Source organism: Actinophytocola sediminis, assembly GCF_054779715.1.
Window position 1 is genome coordinate 1 of record NZ_BAAGXS010000101.1, and the last position, 15133, is coordinate 15133.

Annotated in this window: 15 protein-coding genes; 11 read left to right on the top strand and 4 right to left on the bottom strand. The window is 72.3% G+C overall.

Annotation, left to right across the window (positions count from 1 at the left end; genetic code table 11):
* The 3 genes from ACYVIP_RS42605 to ACYVIP_RS42615 all read right to left on the bottom strand — a co-directional run.
* Positions 1-620, bottom strand: a 620-nt coding sequence (locus tag ACYVIP_RS42605) for an HpcH/HpaI aldolase family protein (RefSeq protein WP_460406810.1), incomplete at its 3' end; no start/stop codon positions are given.
* A complete protein-coding gene (locus ACYVIP_RS42610; protein WP_460406811.1) occupies positions 613-1521 on the bottom strand; it encodes a cupin domain-containing protein in 909 nt (302 codons plus the stop codon). The genes ACYVIP_RS42605 and ACYVIP_RS42610, both read right to left, overlap by 8 nt.
* Before the next feature lie 14 nt (positions 1522-1535).
* Positions 1536-2429 carry a DUF6282 family protein gene (locus ACYVIP_RS42615; protein ID WP_460406812.1) on the bottom strand — a complete coding sequence of 298 codons (894 nt, stop codon included), beginning with the start codon at positions 2427-2429 and terminating at the stop codon, positions 1536-1538.
* Between the two features lie 106 nt (positions 2430-2535).
* Between ACYVIP_RS42615 and ACYVIP_RS42620 the strand changes: the two genes are divergently transcribed.
* Genes ACYVIP_RS42620 through ACYVIP_RS42640 form a run of 5 tightly spaced genes read left to right on the top strand, consistent with a single transcriptional unit; the run spans position 2536 to position 7324 of the window.
* A complete protein-coding gene (locus ACYVIP_RS42620) occupies positions 2536-3327 on the top strand; it encodes a CoA-transferase subunit beta (protein WP_460406813.1) in 792 nt (263 codons plus the stop codon).
* Positions 3324-4142: an alpha/beta fold hydrolase gene (locus tag ACYVIP_RS42625; protein WP_460406814.1), complete on the top strand. Its 819-nt coding sequence runs from the start codon at positions 3324-3326 to the stop codon at positions 4140-4142. Before ACYVIP_RS42620 ends, ACYVIP_RS42625 begins: the two co-directional genes overlap by 4 nt.
* Positions 4139-4882: an alpha/beta fold hydrolase gene (locus ACYVIP_RS42630; protein WP_460406815.1), complete on the top strand. Its 744-nt coding sequence runs from the start codon at positions 4139-4141 to the stop codon at positions 4880-4882. The genes ACYVIP_RS42625 and ACYVIP_RS42630 overlap by 4 nt, the downstream gene beginning before the upstream one ends.
* A 19-nt stretch (positions 4883-4901) precedes the next feature.
* On the top strand, positions 4902-6452 hold the full coding sequence (locus ACYVIP_RS42635; protein ID WP_460406816.1) for a class I adenylate-forming enzyme family protein: 1551 nt from the start codon (positions 4902-4904) through the stop codon (positions 6450-6452).
* Positions 6449-7324, top strand: a complete 876-nt coding sequence (locus ACYVIP_RS42640) for a CoA transferase subunit A (RefSeq protein WP_460406817.1) — start codon at positions 6449-6451, stop codon at positions 7322-7324. Before ACYVIP_RS42635 ends, ACYVIP_RS42640 begins: the two co-directional genes overlap by 4 nt.
* A gap of 4 nt (positions 7325-7328) precedes the next feature.
* Here ACYVIP_RS42640 and ACYVIP_RS42645 read toward each other — a convergent pair whose 3' ends face one another.
* Positions 7329-8342 (bottom strand): aldo/keto reductase, encoded by a 1014-nt coding sequence (locus tag ACYVIP_RS42645; protein WP_460406818.1) that lies wholly within the window; start codon positions 8340-8342, stop codon positions 7329-7331.
* Between the two features lie 67 nt (positions 8343-8409).
* Here ACYVIP_RS42645 and ACYVIP_RS42650 point away from each other — a divergent pair, with 67 nt between their 5' ends.
* The 6 genes from ACYVIP_RS42650 to ACYVIP_RS42675 all read left to right on the top strand — a co-directional run bounded on the left by ACYVIP_RS42650 (position 8410) and on the right by ACYVIP_RS42675 (position 15133).
* Positions 8410-9918 (top strand): aldehyde dehydrogenase family protein, encoded by a 1509-nt coding sequence (locus tag ACYVIP_RS42650; protein ID WP_460406819.1) that lies wholly within the window; start codon positions 8410-8412, stop codon positions 9916-9918.
* Entirely contained in the window at positions 9915-11000 is a 1086-nt protein-coding gene (locus ACYVIP_RS42655) for an alcohol dehydrogenase catalytic domain-containing protein (RefSeq protein ID WP_460406820.1), read from the top strand. Before ACYVIP_RS42650 ends, ACYVIP_RS42655 begins: the two co-directional genes overlap by 4 nt.
* A gap of 76 nt (positions 11001-11076) precedes the next feature.
* Positions 11077-11601, top strand: a complete 525-nt coding sequence (locus tag ACYVIP_RS42660; RefSeq protein ID WP_460406821.1) for a VOC family protein — start codon at positions 11077-11079, stop codon at positions 11599-11601.
* Positions 11602-11606: 5 nt separating this feature from the next.
* Positions 11607-12755 (top strand): alpha/beta fold hydrolase, encoded by a 1149-nt coding sequence (locus ACYVIP_RS42665; protein ID WP_460406822.1) that lies wholly within the window; start codon positions 11607-11609, stop codon positions 12753-12755.
* Positions 12725-13954, top strand: coding sequence for an FAD-dependent oxidoreductase (locus ACYVIP_RS42670; protein WP_460406823.1), 1230 nt, complete (start codon positions 12725-12727; stop codon positions 13952-13954). Before ACYVIP_RS42665 ends, ACYVIP_RS42670 begins: the two co-directional genes overlap by 31 nt.
* Positions 13955-13957: 3 nt before the next feature.
* Positions 13958-15133 (top strand): acyl-CoA dehydrogenase family protein, encoded by a 1176-nt coding sequence (locus tag ACYVIP_RS42675; protein WP_460406824.1) that lies wholly within the window; start codon positions 13958-13960, stop codon positions 15131-15133.

Consider the following 15133-nt stretch of genomic DNA (forward strand, 5'->3'; position numbering starts at 1 on the left):
CCGCACGGCTTGCCCGCCGCCGCGGCCGCCGCGCGGCCCGTGGCCAGCAGGTCGCGCACCCGCTCGTCGTTCGGGGTCAGCCCCAGCGACAGCGACAGGTCACCCGCGCCGAGGAACACCGCGTCCACCCCGTCGACCGCGAGGATGTCGGCCGCCGCCTCGAACGCGGCCACGCTCTCCAGCTGCGGGATACAGAGCACGTCCTCGTTGCCGACCCGGACGTACTCCGCGCGGGGACGCAGTCCCCAGCGGCCCGCCCGGCTGGTGCCCCCGGCGCCGCGCTCCCCCAGCGGCGGGAACCGCATCGCGGCCACCGCCCGCCGGGCCTGCTCCGGGGTGTCGACGTGGGGCAGCAGGATGCCGGCCGCGCCAGCGTCGAGGACCCGGCCGAGCGTCGCCGGGTCGTTGGCGGGGACCCGGACCAGCGGGCGGAGCCGCGCGGCCAGGGCAAGGGCGATCATCCTGGCCGTGGTGTCGAGTCCAAGCGGCGCGTGTTCGAGGTCGATGACGACGAAGTCGAACCCGGCGTCGGCCATGATCTCGACGCTCTCGGTGGTGTCCAGCTTGATCCACGTGCCGAGGGCGGGCGTCGCCCCGGTGGCCGAGAACCGGTCAGTCATGCGCCGGCGCCGGGTACTCGTCGGCGTTGCGCACCCAGCCCGGTTTCGCGGAGAAGTCCGCCCTCGGCGGGCTGAAGATGTCGATCAGCTGGTGGCGGCCGGCGCCCATCGCCTGGCTGGTGTGCACGGTCGGCGGCGGGATGATCGTGACGGCGGGGCTGCCCACCTCGGCGTGCTCGTCTGGGAGCCACTGGGACCGCTTCGAGGTCCACGGCGTGCGCACGTGGTGGACGTAGTCACCGGCCACGGTCAGCGAGCACTGCTCGAAGTCGTCGTGGTGGTGCGGGGACATCCGGTCCGGGTCGCGCGGCCCGTCCTTCGGGTCGCCGAAGTTGACCATGAACGCGCTCGACCGGAAGATGCGGCCGAACCGGCCCTGCTCGACCGGGTGGTCGGCGTTGCGGTAGACCCGGACGCGCGGGCCGTCGACCGGGTCGGGCCACGGGTGCAGCGGCGCGACCCTCGGGTGTGCCTCCCGGTAGCTGTCCGCGTTGTGGCACAACGGGAGCAGGTCGGTCGAGCGGAGGTCGAACAGCCGCACCACCTCCGCGTCGGCGTCGAGGGTGACGGCGCTGTCACCGCCGGGGACGATCACCACGCCGCTGTCGCGCAGCGCCGCCGCGCCCGAGGCGTGCTCGATGGCGACGGTCTGGCCGTCCTGGGGCGCCACGATGACGTACTCGTGCGGTTGGGTGCGGCGCAGCGGGTCGCCGGCCACCGCGCGGGAGAAGGCCAGCACGAAGTTCTGGCCGCGGACATACCAGGTGCGGCTCCCCCGGTCGGACACCTCCGTCGGGGGCAGCGTCAGCAGCTCGTAGGTCTGCAGGGCGGCGATCGGCTCGTCGGAGCGGACCGCCGTGCTGGTGGGCAGGCCCGCCCGGGGATCGTTGGAGCTGTACACGGTCGTCCTTCCGGTTACTGGTCGAGGCCGAGGAGGAACGCGGGGTTGTCGCACACGATCCGCCGCAGGTCCTTCTCCGGCAGGCCGAGGTCGAGCAGCGCGCCGCCGACCCGGACGAACGAGTCCACCGGCATCGGTCGGCCCCGCTGGCCGAGGTCGGAGGCCAGCACGGTGTGCTCCGGGCCGACCTGCTCGATCCAGCGCAGCAGGTCGGCCGGGCCGCCGCGCGCCTGCGCGACCTCCGGGTCGTACATGGCGGTCTCGTGCTCGATGTAGGCGCCGAGCGCGGTGAACTCGCGGCAGCGGGCCGCGTCCGAGCCGATCAGGAAGTTGGGGTGGCTGACCACCATCCGCCGCACGCCCCGTTCGGCCGCGACGGTGAACAGCGCGGTGACGTCGTCGGCGGGCAGGTGTCCGGCCGACAGCAGCGCGTCGGCCTCCACGATGAGGTCGAGCACCCCGAACACCTCGGGCACCAGGTCCCCGTCGACGCCGCGCAGGTCGGTCTGGGTGCTGCTCAACGGGATCGTCGGCGTGGGGAAACCGCCGCCGGCGTTGTGGTGGTCGATGTGCGCGGAGGAGGACACGGTCGGGAACCAGACGCACCGGCCGCCCATCCGCAGGCACAGCTCGACGGCGTACGGGTTGATCCCGCCGACCCACTGGTTGAGCGCGATGCCGCCGAACACCTCTGTGGACAGTCCACTGAGGTGCTCGCGCATCGCGAGCAGGTCCATCACCGTGTTGTGGTGGTGGGACTTGGCCAGCAGGGCGCGCATGCCGAGCCGGGCGCCGTCCCGCGCGGCCTCGACGTGGTCGAAGCGTCTCGGCAGCGGGTTGGGGCCGGAGTGGCAGTGCAGGTCGACCAGACCGTGCAGTACCCGCTCGACGGCGGTGGTGGCGGGCATCGGCGACTCCAACTCCGGCCAGTGACGATCGTTGTAACGAAATCCGGACTTGGTGTACGTTAATCGCGAATTCGCTGGCACGCAACGAGGATCTGGAGGCGCCGCGGTGGAGCAGACGTACACCTGGGCCGAGATGATGGCGGTCTCCATCGCGCAGGAGATGTCCGACGGCGAGTTCGGCTCCATCGGCGCGGCCTCCCACATCCCGGCCGCCGGGCTGCGGCTCGCGCAGCTGACCCACGCGCCGGACCTGACGTTCTTCTGCGGCGGCAGCGGCGCGAGCAACCCGAAGATCCGGCGGCTCACCGAGTCCTCGGCGGACTACCGCAACCTGGTGACGGCCGAGTACCAGTACAGCCTGGACGACGTGGTCGACTTCGAGACCGCGATCCGCTTCGACTTCGCCTTCCTCGGCGGGATGCAGATCGACAAGTTCGGCAACCTGAACATGGCGATGATCGGCGACTGGGACCGGCCGAAGGTGCGCGGGCCGGGCACGATCGGGCTGATCTTCACCGGCGGGTTCAAGTCGAGCTTCATCTACACCGAGCACCACACCCCGAGGGTGTTCGTGGACAAGGTGGACTTCGTCAGCGGCGCCGGCTGGCTGTCCGGCGGCGACTCGCGCGCCGAGGTGCTGCGGCCGGAGTCGTCGGGACCGCGGCGGGTGTTCACCCCGCTCGGCGTGTTCGACTTCGAACCGGAGTCCAAGCACATGCGGCTGCTCAAGATCCACCCGTGGACGACCGTGGAGAAGATCCGGTCGGCCACGGGGTTCGACCTGCCGGTGGCCGACGACCTGCGGACGGTCACGCCGCCGACGCCGGAGCAACTGCACCTGCTGCGGACCGAGGTGGACTCCGACGGCGTGCTCGGCCGTTACCCGACGGTCGCATGAGGAGCCGGTACGTCGTCGCCGACGGGATCAGGACCCACTACCTCGACGCCGGGGACGGACCGGCGCTGGTCCTGCTGCACGGCGGCGAGTACGGCGCGGCCGCCGAGCTGACCTGGGAAAGCTGCGTTCCCCTGTTGGCCAGCAGGTTCCGGGTGCTCGCGGTGGACCTGGTCGGCTTCGGGCGCAGCAGCAAGATCCGGGACTTCGCTGGCGGGCAGCGCCGGCTGATGACCAGCCAGGTGGCCGCGGTCCTGCGCACGCTGGACATCTCGAAGGCGTACTTCGTCGGCACGTCGCTGACCGGGCGGATGCTGCTCGACATGGTCAACAAAGCGCACCCGCCGTGGCCGGTCGAGGCGGTGGTGGCCGCGGGCATCGGGCTCGCGCCGCCGCTCGCCGCCGGTAGGAAGGTGCTCGAGGACTTCGACGGCACGCTCGACGGGCTGCGGCCGTCGATGGACGTGTTGTTCCACGACCCCGCGTGGCGCGACAGCGAGGACCTGCTGCGACGCCGGTACGAGTTCGCGACCATGCCGGGTGCCTGGGAGACCGGCGCGGCGGCCGCGCTGCGGTCCCCGGCACGCACGGGTCGTGGTGGTCCGCCGCCCAGCCGCGACTACGGGTCGATCACGGTGCCGGTCCAGCTCGTGCGCGGCGAGCACGACGCGCTGGTCCCGGCGGACACCTGGCGGGCCCTCGCCGACCAGATCCCCGGCGCGCGCACCGTGACCATCGCCGACAGCGGGCACTACCCGCAGATCGAACGGCCGGCGGAGTTCGGCGCGGCCGTGCTCGAGTTCCTGGAGGACAGGTGACGGTGCACCTCGAGCGGGGTGGCGACCGCGGGCCGACCGTGTTGCTGCTGCACGGTTCCGGCGCGACCGGCGCGGTGTGGGCGCCCGTGCTCGCCGAACTCGGTGAGCTGCGCTGGATCGTCGTCGACCTGCCGGGGCACGGCCGGTCCGGGTGGCTGCCGTCGTATCACCACCGTGACTACGCCGCGGCCATCGGCGAGGCACTCGGCCACGAGGAGATCGACCTCGTCGTCGGCCACTCGCTCGGCGCGCTCGTCGCACTGACCCTCGCGGCCGGCTCGCCTGTCGGCGCGGTCACCGCCATCGCGATGAAGGTCGCGTGGACGCCGGAACAACTGGCCGGGCGCGCCGCGCACGCCGGCCGTCCACACCGGACCTTCGCCGACCGCGACGACGCGCTCCGGCGCTTCGCGAAGGTCAGCGGACTGCCAGCGGACTCTCCCGGCCTGGCCACCGGAGTCCGGCACACGCCGGCGGGCCACTGCCTGGCCGCGGACCCCCGGCTCGCCGTCGATCCCCCCGCCACGCCAGCGGAACTGGCCGCCGTGATGGGCCGGGTCACCGTGCCCGTCCGGCTCGCGTGCGGCGACGCCGACCCCGGCATCGACCCCGGCGACCTGGCCGCCGTCCTCGGCCGGGAGGTGACGGTGCTGCCCGGCGCCGGCCACAACCCGCACATCGACGAGCCGGCCACGGTGGCCGCCCTGATCACCACCGACCTCACCGCGGCACGCGGTTGACCTTCGATTCGGAGCCGCCATGCGCATCGAGAACCTCCTGCGGCAGAACGCGGTACGCCGCGGCGACGCGGTCGCCGTCATCGCCGACTCCGCCACGCTGACGTGGGCCGAGCTGGACCGGGAGACCAACCGGCTCGCGCACGCGCTGATCGACCTCGGCCACCTGCCCCAGGAACGCGTCGCGCTCGTGCTCGCCAACGACGTCCAGGTCGTGGTCGCTTACCACGGACTGTGGAAGGCGAACCTGGTGACCGTGGGGATCAACCCCAAGCTGACGGTCCCCGAGATGCGCCGCATCCTGGACCACTCCGGCGCGTCGGCGGTCATCTGCGACTCGCCCGTCGCGGTCGAGGCGGCCAGGGGCGCGCCGGCCGTCCGCCGGATCATCACCGTCGGCCAGACCGAGGGCGGCGAACGTTTCGACGACGTGGTCGCCGCGGGCTCACCCGACCCGGTGCCCGAGCTGGGCAGCGGCACGGACCTGCGCTCGCTGCGGTACACCAGCGGCACCACCGGGGCCGCGAAGGGCTGCATGGCCACCCACGAGCAGCAGCTCGCCAGCACCGCCAACTACCTGTGCGAGGTCGAGGTGCCGCGCGGCGGGCCGACGTGGATCTCGATGCCGCTGAGCCTCGGGGTCGGCGCCTCGTTCGTCACCACCACCGCCTACCTCGGGGTGCCGCTGCTGCTGCGCCGGCGCTTCTCCCCCGAGGCCTTCGTCGACGACGTCGAACGGTACGGGGTCGCGCACGCGTTCCTGGTGCCGACGATGCTGGTGGACCTGGTGGCCGCGCTGCCGGACCTGGACCCCGCCAGGGCGCGCACGCTCGACCTCGTCGGCTACGGCGGCGCCCCGGTGTCCTGGACGCTGATCCGCTCGCTGACCGAGCACCTCGACCTGCGGCTCTACCACGCGTTCGGCGCCACCGAGGCCGGCGGCTTCACCGCGCTGCTGACCCCGGAGGACCATCGGCGGTTCCTGCGCACCGAGGTGTCCTCGATCGTGCCGGTCGGCCGGCCGGCCGCGTTCGCCGAGGTGAAGATCTTCGACGAGCGGGACCAGGAGGTGGCACCCGGCGAGACCGGGGAGATGCGCATCCGCGCCGCCAGCGTCTTCTCCGGGTACTGGTGCCAGCCGGAGGCCACCAAGAAGGTGCTCCAGGACGGCTGGCTGCGGCTGGGCGACATGGCGTGGCGGGACGAGGACGGCTACCTCTACCTCGCCGACCGCGCGCAGGGCGTGATCCGCTCCGGCGCGCAGAACATCTACGCCGGTGAGGTCGAGGCGGTACTGCAGAGCTGCCCGGGGGTGCACCGGGCGGCGGTGGTCGGGGTGCCCGACGAGCGGTACGGCGAGGCGGTCAAGGCGCTGGTGCAGCTGGTCCCCGGCAGCGCGACCACCGCGCAGGACGTGCTGGACCACTGCGCGGTCCAGTTGGCCAAGTACAAGCGCCCGCGCGAGGTCGAGTTCGTCGACACGCTGCCGGTGGACGACGGCGGAAAGATCAAACGAGCGGAGCTGACCAGGGGTACGGGCATGGCCCTGCTCGGCACTAAGGAGACGTCATGAGCAAGGTGACCACGCCGGAGGACGCGGTGGCCGGCATCCCGGACGGCGCGACGATCGCGCTGGGTGGCGTGCATTCGCACAACAGCCCGATGGCGCTGGTGAACGCACTGATCCGGCGCGGGATCCGGGACCTGGAGCTGATTCCCACGCCGAGCGCGGGCGCGCCGGTGGACATGCTGCTCGCCGCCGGATGTGTGCGCAAGCTGCATGTGTCCTATGTGGGCCTGGAGTTTCTCGGACTGGCGCCCAACTTCCGGCGCGCGGCACAGGAGCGCACGGTGGAGATCGTCGAGGCGGACGAGGCCTGGGTGGTGTACGGCTTCCGCGCCGGCGCGAGCCGGCTGCCGTTCCTGCCGCTGCCGCCGCTGTACGAGGGCACCGACCTGCCCAAGGTCAACCCGATGATCCGGACCACCACCGACCCCTACACCGGCAAGACGGTGACCACGATTCCCGCGCTGCGCGCGGACTACGGGTTGTTCCACGCCCAGGTAGCCGACCGCAAGGGCAACACGCAGATCTTCGGCCAACGGCGGTTCGAGGACGTCATGGCCAAGGCGTGCGACCACGTGATCATCAGCTCGGACGAGATCCTCGACGAGTACGCGCCCGCGCCCGATCCCCGGATCGTGTCCATCCCGGGCGCGATCGTGGAGCGGGTGGCGCACGCGCCATACGGGGCCCACCCGCTGTCCTCGCCGGGGCACTACGGGTATGACCGGGACCAGCTCGTCGAGTACCGCGACCTGGCGGCGGCGGACGAGACCGACAAGTACCTCAAGGAGTACGTGCACTCGCGGGCCGACCACGCCGAGTACCTGGAACACATCGGCGTCACCCGCCTGCTCGGCCTGCGCCAGACCTTTCGCTGACGGGCTACCAGGAGTAGGCCTCCGGCGCGGGTCCCCGGCCGGGGAAGATCTCCGCCAGCCGGGCGATGGCCCGCTCGTCCAGCTCGACGGTGAACGCGCCGGTCGCGCTGTCGAGCTGGGCCACCGTGCGCGGGCCGATGATCGTGGCGGACACGCCGGGGCGGCTGAGCAGCCAGGCCACCGCCACGTCCGCCGGGGCGGCGCCCAGCTCGGCGCACAGGTCCTCGTAGGCGCCGATGGCGTCGCGGTGGCGGTCCAGCTTGGCCAGTCGCTTGCCGCGGTGGGTGGCCACCCTGGCACCGGGCAGCGGCTCGCCCATGGTCTTTTCCCGTTCCTTGGCCAGGATCCCGCCGAGCAGGCCGGCGTCCAGCGGCGACCACGCCAGCATGCCGACGCCGTAGTGCTGGCAGGCGGGCAGGACCTCCAGCTCGGCGGTGCGTTCGAGGAGGTTGTAGATGGTCTGCTCGCTGATCAGGCCCTGCCGGTTGCGCCTGGCCGCGGCCTCCTGGCCAGCCGCGATGTGCCAGCCGGGGTGGTTGGACGAGCCGACGTACACGATCTTTCCCTGGGTGCGCAGCACGTCCATCGCGTCCCAGATCTCGTCCCAGGCGACGGTCCGGTCGATGTGATGGGGCTGGTAGATGTCGAGGTAGTCGGTGCCGAGGCGGCGCAGCGACGCCTCGCACGCGCGGCGGATGTGCAGCGCGGACAGGCCCGAGTTGTTGGGCCAGTCGGCCATCTTCCCGTACAGCTTGGTGGCCAGCACCGTCCGTTCGCGCCGGCCGCCGCCGGTGGCCAGCCACTTGCCGATGATCCGCTCGGTGTACCCCTCGCCGAACCGCCAGCCGTACACGTCGCCGGTGTCGACCATGTTGATGCCCAGCTCGTGCGCCCGGTCCAGGATCGCGACGGCGTCGTCCTCATCGGTCTGGGTGCCGAAGTTGTCGGTGCCCAGCACGAGCCTGCTGACCTCCAGGCCGCTGCGCCCGAGATGGGTGTACTCCACACTGACCTCCACCGGCGAACGATTATCGGACTCACTGTCCGATATGTAATGCTGGGCATCGTAGCGTGAGGAGCTGCCCATGAACCAGGTCCTGACCGAACACCTGACCGTCGCCGACCTCCCGCGACAGCACACCTTCCTCAGTGGACGGTTGGTCGCCGGGGGCGGCGCGCCGATGACCGACCGGCATCCCGGCGACGGCAGCGCCATCGCGACCGTCGAGCAGACGGCGCCGGAACTGGTGCGGGAGGCCGCCGCGCACGCGGCCGCCGCACAACCCGGCTGGGCGCGTACCGCGCCGCATGAGCGCGCCCGGGTCCTGCGGACCGCGGCCGACCTCGTCGAGGCCGACGCCGACCGGCTGGTCCGCCTGGTCGCGCTGGACAACGGCAAGACCCTCGCCGAGGCACGCGGGGACGTGTTCGTCGCGGCGGCCCACCTGCGGAGCGCGGCGGCGTGGGCGCCGAGCATCGAGGGCGCCACCCTGCCGGCCGAGGGCGCCGTCCTGCGGATGACCTTCCGCGAGCCGGTCGGGGTGGTCGGCGCGATCATCCCGTTCAACGCGCCGCTGATGTTCGCCGCCCAGAAGGCGGGGCCGGCGCTGGCCGCGGGCAACGCGATCGTGCTCAAGGCCCCCGAGCAGAGCCCGCTCGCTCCCCCACTGCTCGGCGAGCTCCTCACCCGCGCCGGCCTGCCGGACGGTCTGCTGCAGGTGGTCCAGGGCGATGGCGCGGTCGGGCACGCGCTGGTCACCCACCCGGCCGTGACGATGGTGTCGTTCACCGGCAGCACGGACGTCGGCCGCCAGGTGATGCGCGACGCCGCCGACGGCATGAAACGCGTCCTGCTCGAGCTCGGCGGCAAGTCGGCGAACATCGTCTACGCGGACGCCGACCTCGACGCCGCCGTGCACGCGTCGGTCGGCGGGATCTTCCGCAACGCCGGGCAACGCTGCTTCTCCGGCTCCCGCCTGCTGGTCGAGGAGTCCGTTGCCGACGAGGTGATCGCGCGGGTGGTCGCGATCGCCGAGGCCATCCGGGTCGGCGACCCGTTCGACCCCGAGAGCCAGCTGGGCTGCGTGATCTCCACCCGGCAGGAGCGCCGGGTGCACGAGTTGGTCACCACCGCGCTCGCGCAGGGCGCCACGCTGCTGGCCGGCGGCGCGCGACCGGACGGCGTGCCCGCTGGCGGCGCCTACTACCGGCCCACCGTGCTGGCCATCGGTTCGGCCGACACGCCGGACATCGTCCGGGACGAGGTGTTCGGCCCGGTGCTCACCGTGCAGCGGTTCACCTCGGCCCAGCACGCGGTCGAGCTGGCCAACGACTCGCCGTTCGGACTGGTCGGCGGCTGCTGGACCCGGGACCTCACCCGCGCGCTGGACACCGCGCGCGCGGTGCGCACCGGCTACTTCTGGATCAACTCCTACGGCGCGCTGGCGCTGGACGCGCCCATCGGCGGCGTCGGGCTGTCCGGGATCGGCCGCGAGCTGGGCCGCATCGGCCACGAGGCCTACACCGAGCTGAAGACCGTCATCGTCGACACCGCGCCACACCTGACGCCCCACTGGTACGAGGAGCAGCGATGACCGCCACCTACCGCGCCGCCGTCGTCCGGACCGCGCACGGACCCGTGGACATCGAGGCGATCCCGCTGCGCGACCCGGTCGGCGACGAGGTCGCCATCGAGGTGACCGCCTGCGGGCTCTGCCATTCGGACGTGCACTTCATGCACGGCACCTCCGGCACCGACTTCCCGTACGTGGTCGGCCACGAGGTCACCGGCCGGATCACCGCGCTCGGCCCCGACGCGACCGGCCAACGGATCGGCGACACGGTCGTGGTCGCCCCGATGGTCCCGTGTGGACAGTGCGCGCGGTGCACCGGCGGCCGGCCGACCGCGTGTGCCGCCCGGCTGCTGCGCCGCCCCGCGATCCCGCTGGCCGACGGGGTGCCGGGGACCCCGGTGCTCGGCGTCGGCGGGCTGGCCGAACGGGTGCTGGTGCCGGCAAGGAACGTGGTCGCCATCGACCCCCGGGTGCCGCCGGAGATCGCCGCGCTGCTCGGCTGCGGGGTGCCCAGCGGGTACGGCGCGGCGGTGAACACCGCCGAGGTCGGTCCGGCCGACGTGGTCGCGGTGATCGGCGCCGGCGCGGTCGGGGTGGCGGCGATCGCCGGCGCCACCTCGGCGGGTGCCGCCCGGATCATCGCGGTGGACGTGAACGCCGGAAAGCTCGACGTGGCAGGGAAGTTCGGCGCGACGGACCTCGTCGACGCGTCCACTCAGGACCCGGTGGCGGCGGTCCGGGCGCTCACCGGCGGCCGGGGGGCCGACGTGGTGCTCGACGCCGTCGGCGGCGCGGCCACCTTCGGCGTCGCGAACGGCATGCGGGCCACCGGGTCCCGGCTCGTCGTGGTCGGCGCGCCCAAGGCAGGCGAGGAGTTCGCGCTGCCGCTGCGGGACCTGTTCCTCACCGGCGGGTCCATCCGGGTGTCCATCTGGGGCGACTGCGTCGCGGCCCGGGACCTGCCGATGCTCGCGGCCCGCTACCTCGACGGCAGCCTGCCGCTGGACGAGTACCTGACCGGCACGTTCGGCCTGGCCGACGCCGAACGCGGTTACCAGCAACTCCTGTCCGGACAGGTCCTGCGCAGCGTCGTCGTGCCGTAGTTGACAACACCCCTGGCGAAGTCTCACTATCGTTCCTCATAACGGACTCTCTGTCCAATAATCGAGAAGGACTTCGATGACTGGCACTGTCGCTCGTTCCGAGACCCCTGTCCTCCGCGCTCCTCGCTCGCTCAACCACATCGCCTACCCGACGTGGGACTCGCAGCGGACGCACGACTTCTACACCCAGGTGCTGAAGTGCCCGTTCCTCGCCGCGATCAAGCTCGACGTGGTGCCATCCAGCGGTGAGCGCACGCCCTACCTGCACACGTTCTTCGGGCTGAGCGACGGCGGCGCCATCGCGTTCTTCGAGGTCGACGGCCTGCCCCCGGCCCAGCCGGACGGCATCCCGTCCTGGATCCGGCACATCGCGCTGAACGTCGACTCGATGGCCGAGCTGCACGTCTGGAAGGCGCACTTCGAGGCCGAGGGCGTCGAGGTGAACGGCATCGTCGACCACGACGGGGTCTGGGAGTCGCTGTACATCTTCGACCCCAACGGGGTGCGCATCGAGCTGACGCTGCAGACCCGCGACCTCACCGACGCCGACGCGGCCGACGGCGCCGCCGCGCTGCGTGCCTGGAACGAACGCAAGGCCTGACCCCGGTGCTGACCAGAGAACTCCTCGCCATCCCCCTGCCGGCCGGGCAGCGCCTGGACATCAACTCCGGCGTCGCCCGGCTGTCCGGGACGATCTGGGCCGCGCTGTGGCGCGACGACGGGCAGGCGCCGACCACCGCGGTGCTGATCGTGCACCCCGCGTCGAACTTCCTCGGCCACTACGCCCTGCGCGACCTCGCGCGCCGAGGAGTCGCCGCGGTCGGGCTGTGCACCCGCTACGTCGGCAACGACTCGGCGCTCATCATGGAGAACTGCGTGCTCGACATCGGCGCCGCCATCGCGCACCTGCGCCAGCTGGGCTACGCCGAGATCGTGCTCGTCGGCAACTCCGGCGGCGGCGGGCTGGCCGCGCTCTACCAGGAGCAGGCCGAACACCCCACGATCACCCAGACACCCGCCGGCGACCCGGTCGACCTGGCCGCCGCCGGCCTGATCCCGGCCGACCGCCTCGTCATGGCGATGGCCCACCCCGGCCGGGCCACCGTCTACACCGAGGGACTCGATCCCGCGATCACCGACGAGACCCGCCCGTTCGACCGCGACCAGACCGTCGACATGTTCGACCAGGCGAACGGCCCGGCCTACGGCGCCGAGTTCCTGACCAGGTACCGGCAGGCCCAGATCGCCCGCAACGAGCGCATCTCCGACTGGGTACTGGGCCAACTGTCCGAACTGGACACCCACCGGCGGGCGGGGCGCGACGGGGTGAAGACCGGACCGGACGACCTCCCGTTCGTCGTGCACGGCACGGCCGCCGACCCCCGCTTCCTCGACCTGGACATCGACCCGTCCGACCGGCGCCCCGGCACCCTGTGGGGCGACCCGTGGACCGCGAACTTCCAGCCGGCCTCGCTCGGCCACCTCACCAGCCTGCGGTCCTGGCTGAGCCAGTGGAGCTACACCCGCAGCCGGGCCAACGCCTACCGCTGCCTGGCCGGCGTCGACGCCCCGGTCATGGTCGTGTACGGCTCGGCGGACAGCGCCGCCTTCCCCAGCCACGCCACGGGCATGTACGACGCGGTGGCCCACGACCGGCGCGAGCTGGTCGAGATCACCGGCGCCGACCACTACTTCCAGGGCACCCCGGAGCTGGCGAGCGCCATGTGCGACCACATCGTCGAGTGGAGCCGGTGATGGCCGAGCAGAACGTGGCCGTCGTCGGCGCGGGACCGGTCGGGCTGACCGTGGCGCTCGCGCTGGCCCGGCAGGGCGTGTCGGTGACGGTGTTCGAGCAGGACCCCGAGCTGTCCACCGAGTGGCGGGCCTCGACCTTCCACCCGCCGACGATCGAGATCGCGCGCCACCTCGGGGTGGCCGACGCGATGATCGCGGCCGGGCTCGTCGCGGCCAGCTACCAGGTGCGCGACCGCCGGGACGGGCTGATCGCCGAGTTCGACTTCGGGGCGCTGGCCGACGAGACCGAGTACCCGTACCGGTTGCAGCTGGAGCAGTACAAGTACACCCAGATCATCCGCGACGTCCTGGCCGCCGAGCACCCCGGCGTCACGATCAGGATGGGGTCGCCGGTGACCGGGGTACGGGACGCGGGTGACCACGTCGAGCTGATCGCCGGGGGCACCACCACGACCGCGAACTGGGTGCTGGCCGCCGACGGCGCGAGCAGCACCGTCCGCAAGGCACTCGGCTGCCCGTTCGAGGGGCTCACCTACGAGCACCGGTACCTCGTGCTGTCCATCGACCACCCGATCGACGAGGTGCTGCCCGGCATCTGCCTGGTCAACTACATCGCCGACCCGGCCGAGCACCTGCTCGTGCTGCGGGTCCCCGACGTGTGGCGGGTGGTGGTCTCGGTGCCACCGCACGTGGACGCCGCCGACGCGGTGTCCGACGAGTACGTCGACGCCCGGCTGCACGCCCTGTTCGGCGACCAGCCCGACCTGGTGCTGCGCGAACGCAAGACCTACGCGGTGCACCAGCGGGTCGTCGACAGCTTCCGGCATGGCCGGGTGCTGCTGCTCGGCGACGCCGCGCACGTCAACAGCCCGATGGGCGGGATGGGCTTGAACAGCGGGCTGCACGACGCGTTCGACCTGTCCGTGCAGCTGACCGGGTTCCTCGCGGGCGCGGTCGACGAGACCGCGCTGGACCTGTGGGCGACCCGGCGGCGGAAGGCGGCGGTGGAGACCGTGCAGCGGATCACCCACCGCACCACGACCGCGCTCGCCGAGCAGGACGAGCGGGAGCGGCACCGGTTCCAGCGGCAGATGTCGGCGACCGCGGCCGATCCCGAGCTGGCCAAGGCGTGGATGCTGGACGCGGCGATGATCTCCAACGCCCGCGCCTACGACCTCCCGCCACGCGGGCGGGGGTGAGCGGTGGACTTCGCGCTCAATGACGAGCAACGCGACATCCGGGACATCGTCCGGAAGTTCGTGGCCAGTGAGCTGATGCCGAGGGAGGCCGAGTTCCTCCGCCGCGACCGCGATGGCGGTTCCGGCCTGCCGCGCGACGAGCTGCGCGCGTTGCAACTCAAGGCCCGCGAGTTCGGGTTCTGGGGGCTGTCCACGCCGGCGGAGTACGGCGGGATGGACCTGCCGGCGGTGACCAGGGCGCTGATCCAGACGGAGCTGGCGACCACCTGCGTCCCGTTCCGCTTCGGTGGCGCCGCGGACAACATCCTGTTCCACGCCAACGCGGCGCAGCGGGCCGAGTACCTGGTGCCGACCATCGAGGGCGAGCGGCTCGGCTGCTTCGCGCTCACCGAGCCCGGTGCGGGCTCCGACGCGGGCGCCATCACCACCGGCGCCCGCCGCGACGGCGACGACTGGCTGATCAACGGCCAGAAGACGTTCATCACCAACGGGAACGACGCCGACTACGCCATCGTCTTCGCGGTAACCCGGGCCGACGAGCCGGGCGAGGACCGCGGGATCACCGCGTTCCTGGTGGACCGGGCGGCTGGCTGGACCTCAACGCCCATCCCCACGATGGGCAGCTGGCACGAACCCGCCACGCTGTTCTTCGACGACGTCCGCGTCCCGGCGACCGCGGTGCTCGGCGAGGTCCACCGGGGCTTCGCGCTGGCGATGCGCTGGGTCGGCTCCGGCCGGCACGCCATCGCGGCGCAGTGCGTCGGCATCGCCCAGCGGTGCCTGCGGATGGCGGTGGACTACGCGGGCATCCGCACGACCTTCGGCCGGCCAATCGGCGGCAACCAGGCGATCCAGTGGATGATCGCGGACTCGGAGACCGAGCTGGAGGCCGGGCGCTGGCTCGCGTTGCGGGCGGCGTGGGACGCCGACCGGGGCGCGGACGCGCGGCACGCGGGGGCGATGGCCAAGCTGTACTGCGCCGGGATGGTCGGCCGGGTCGTCGACCGGGCGTTGCAGATTCACGGCGGTATGGGCTACACCAAGGAACTCCCGCTCGAATGGTGGTACCGCGCGGTGCGGGTCACGCGGATCTTCGAAGGCACCGACGAGGTGCAGCGCATGATCCTGTCCCGTGACCTGCTGCGCGGGCACACCCGGATCGGAGGACATCTTGCCTAG

What these genes read in the sequence shown, in the direction of transcription:
- ACYVIP_RS42615 (WP_460406812.1), bottom strand. Translation starts at nt 2,429, where the DNA reads ATGCCCGCCACCACCGCCGTCGAGCGGGTACTGCACGGTCTGGTCGAC.
- ACYVIP_RS42625 (WP_460406814.1), top strand. Translation starts at nt 3,324, where the DNA reads ATGAGGAGCCGGTACGTCGTCGCCGACGGGATCAGGACCCACTACCTC.
- ACYVIP_RS42635 (WP_460406816.1), top strand. Translation starts at nt 4,902, where the DNA reads ATGCGCATCGAGAACCTCCTGCGGCAGAACGCGGTACGCCGCGGCGAC.
- ACYVIP_RS42640 (WP_460406817.1), top strand. Translation starts at nt 6,449, where the DNA reads ATGAGCAAGGTGACCACGCCGGAGGACGCGGTGGCCGGCATCCCGGAC.
- ACYVIP_RS42655 (WP_460406820.1), top strand. Translation starts at nt 9,915, where the DNA reads ATGACCGCCACCTACCGCGCCGCCGTCGTCCGGACCGCGCACGGACCC.
- ACYVIP_RS42660 (WP_460406821.1), top strand. Translation starts at nt 11,077, where the DNA reads ATGACTGGCACTGTCGCTCGTTCCGAGACCCCTGTCCTCCGCGCTCCT.
- ACYVIP_RS42650 (WP_460406819.1), top strand. Translation starts at nt 8,410, where the DNA reads ATGAACCAGGTCCTGACCGAACACCTGACCGTCGCCGACCTCCCGCGA.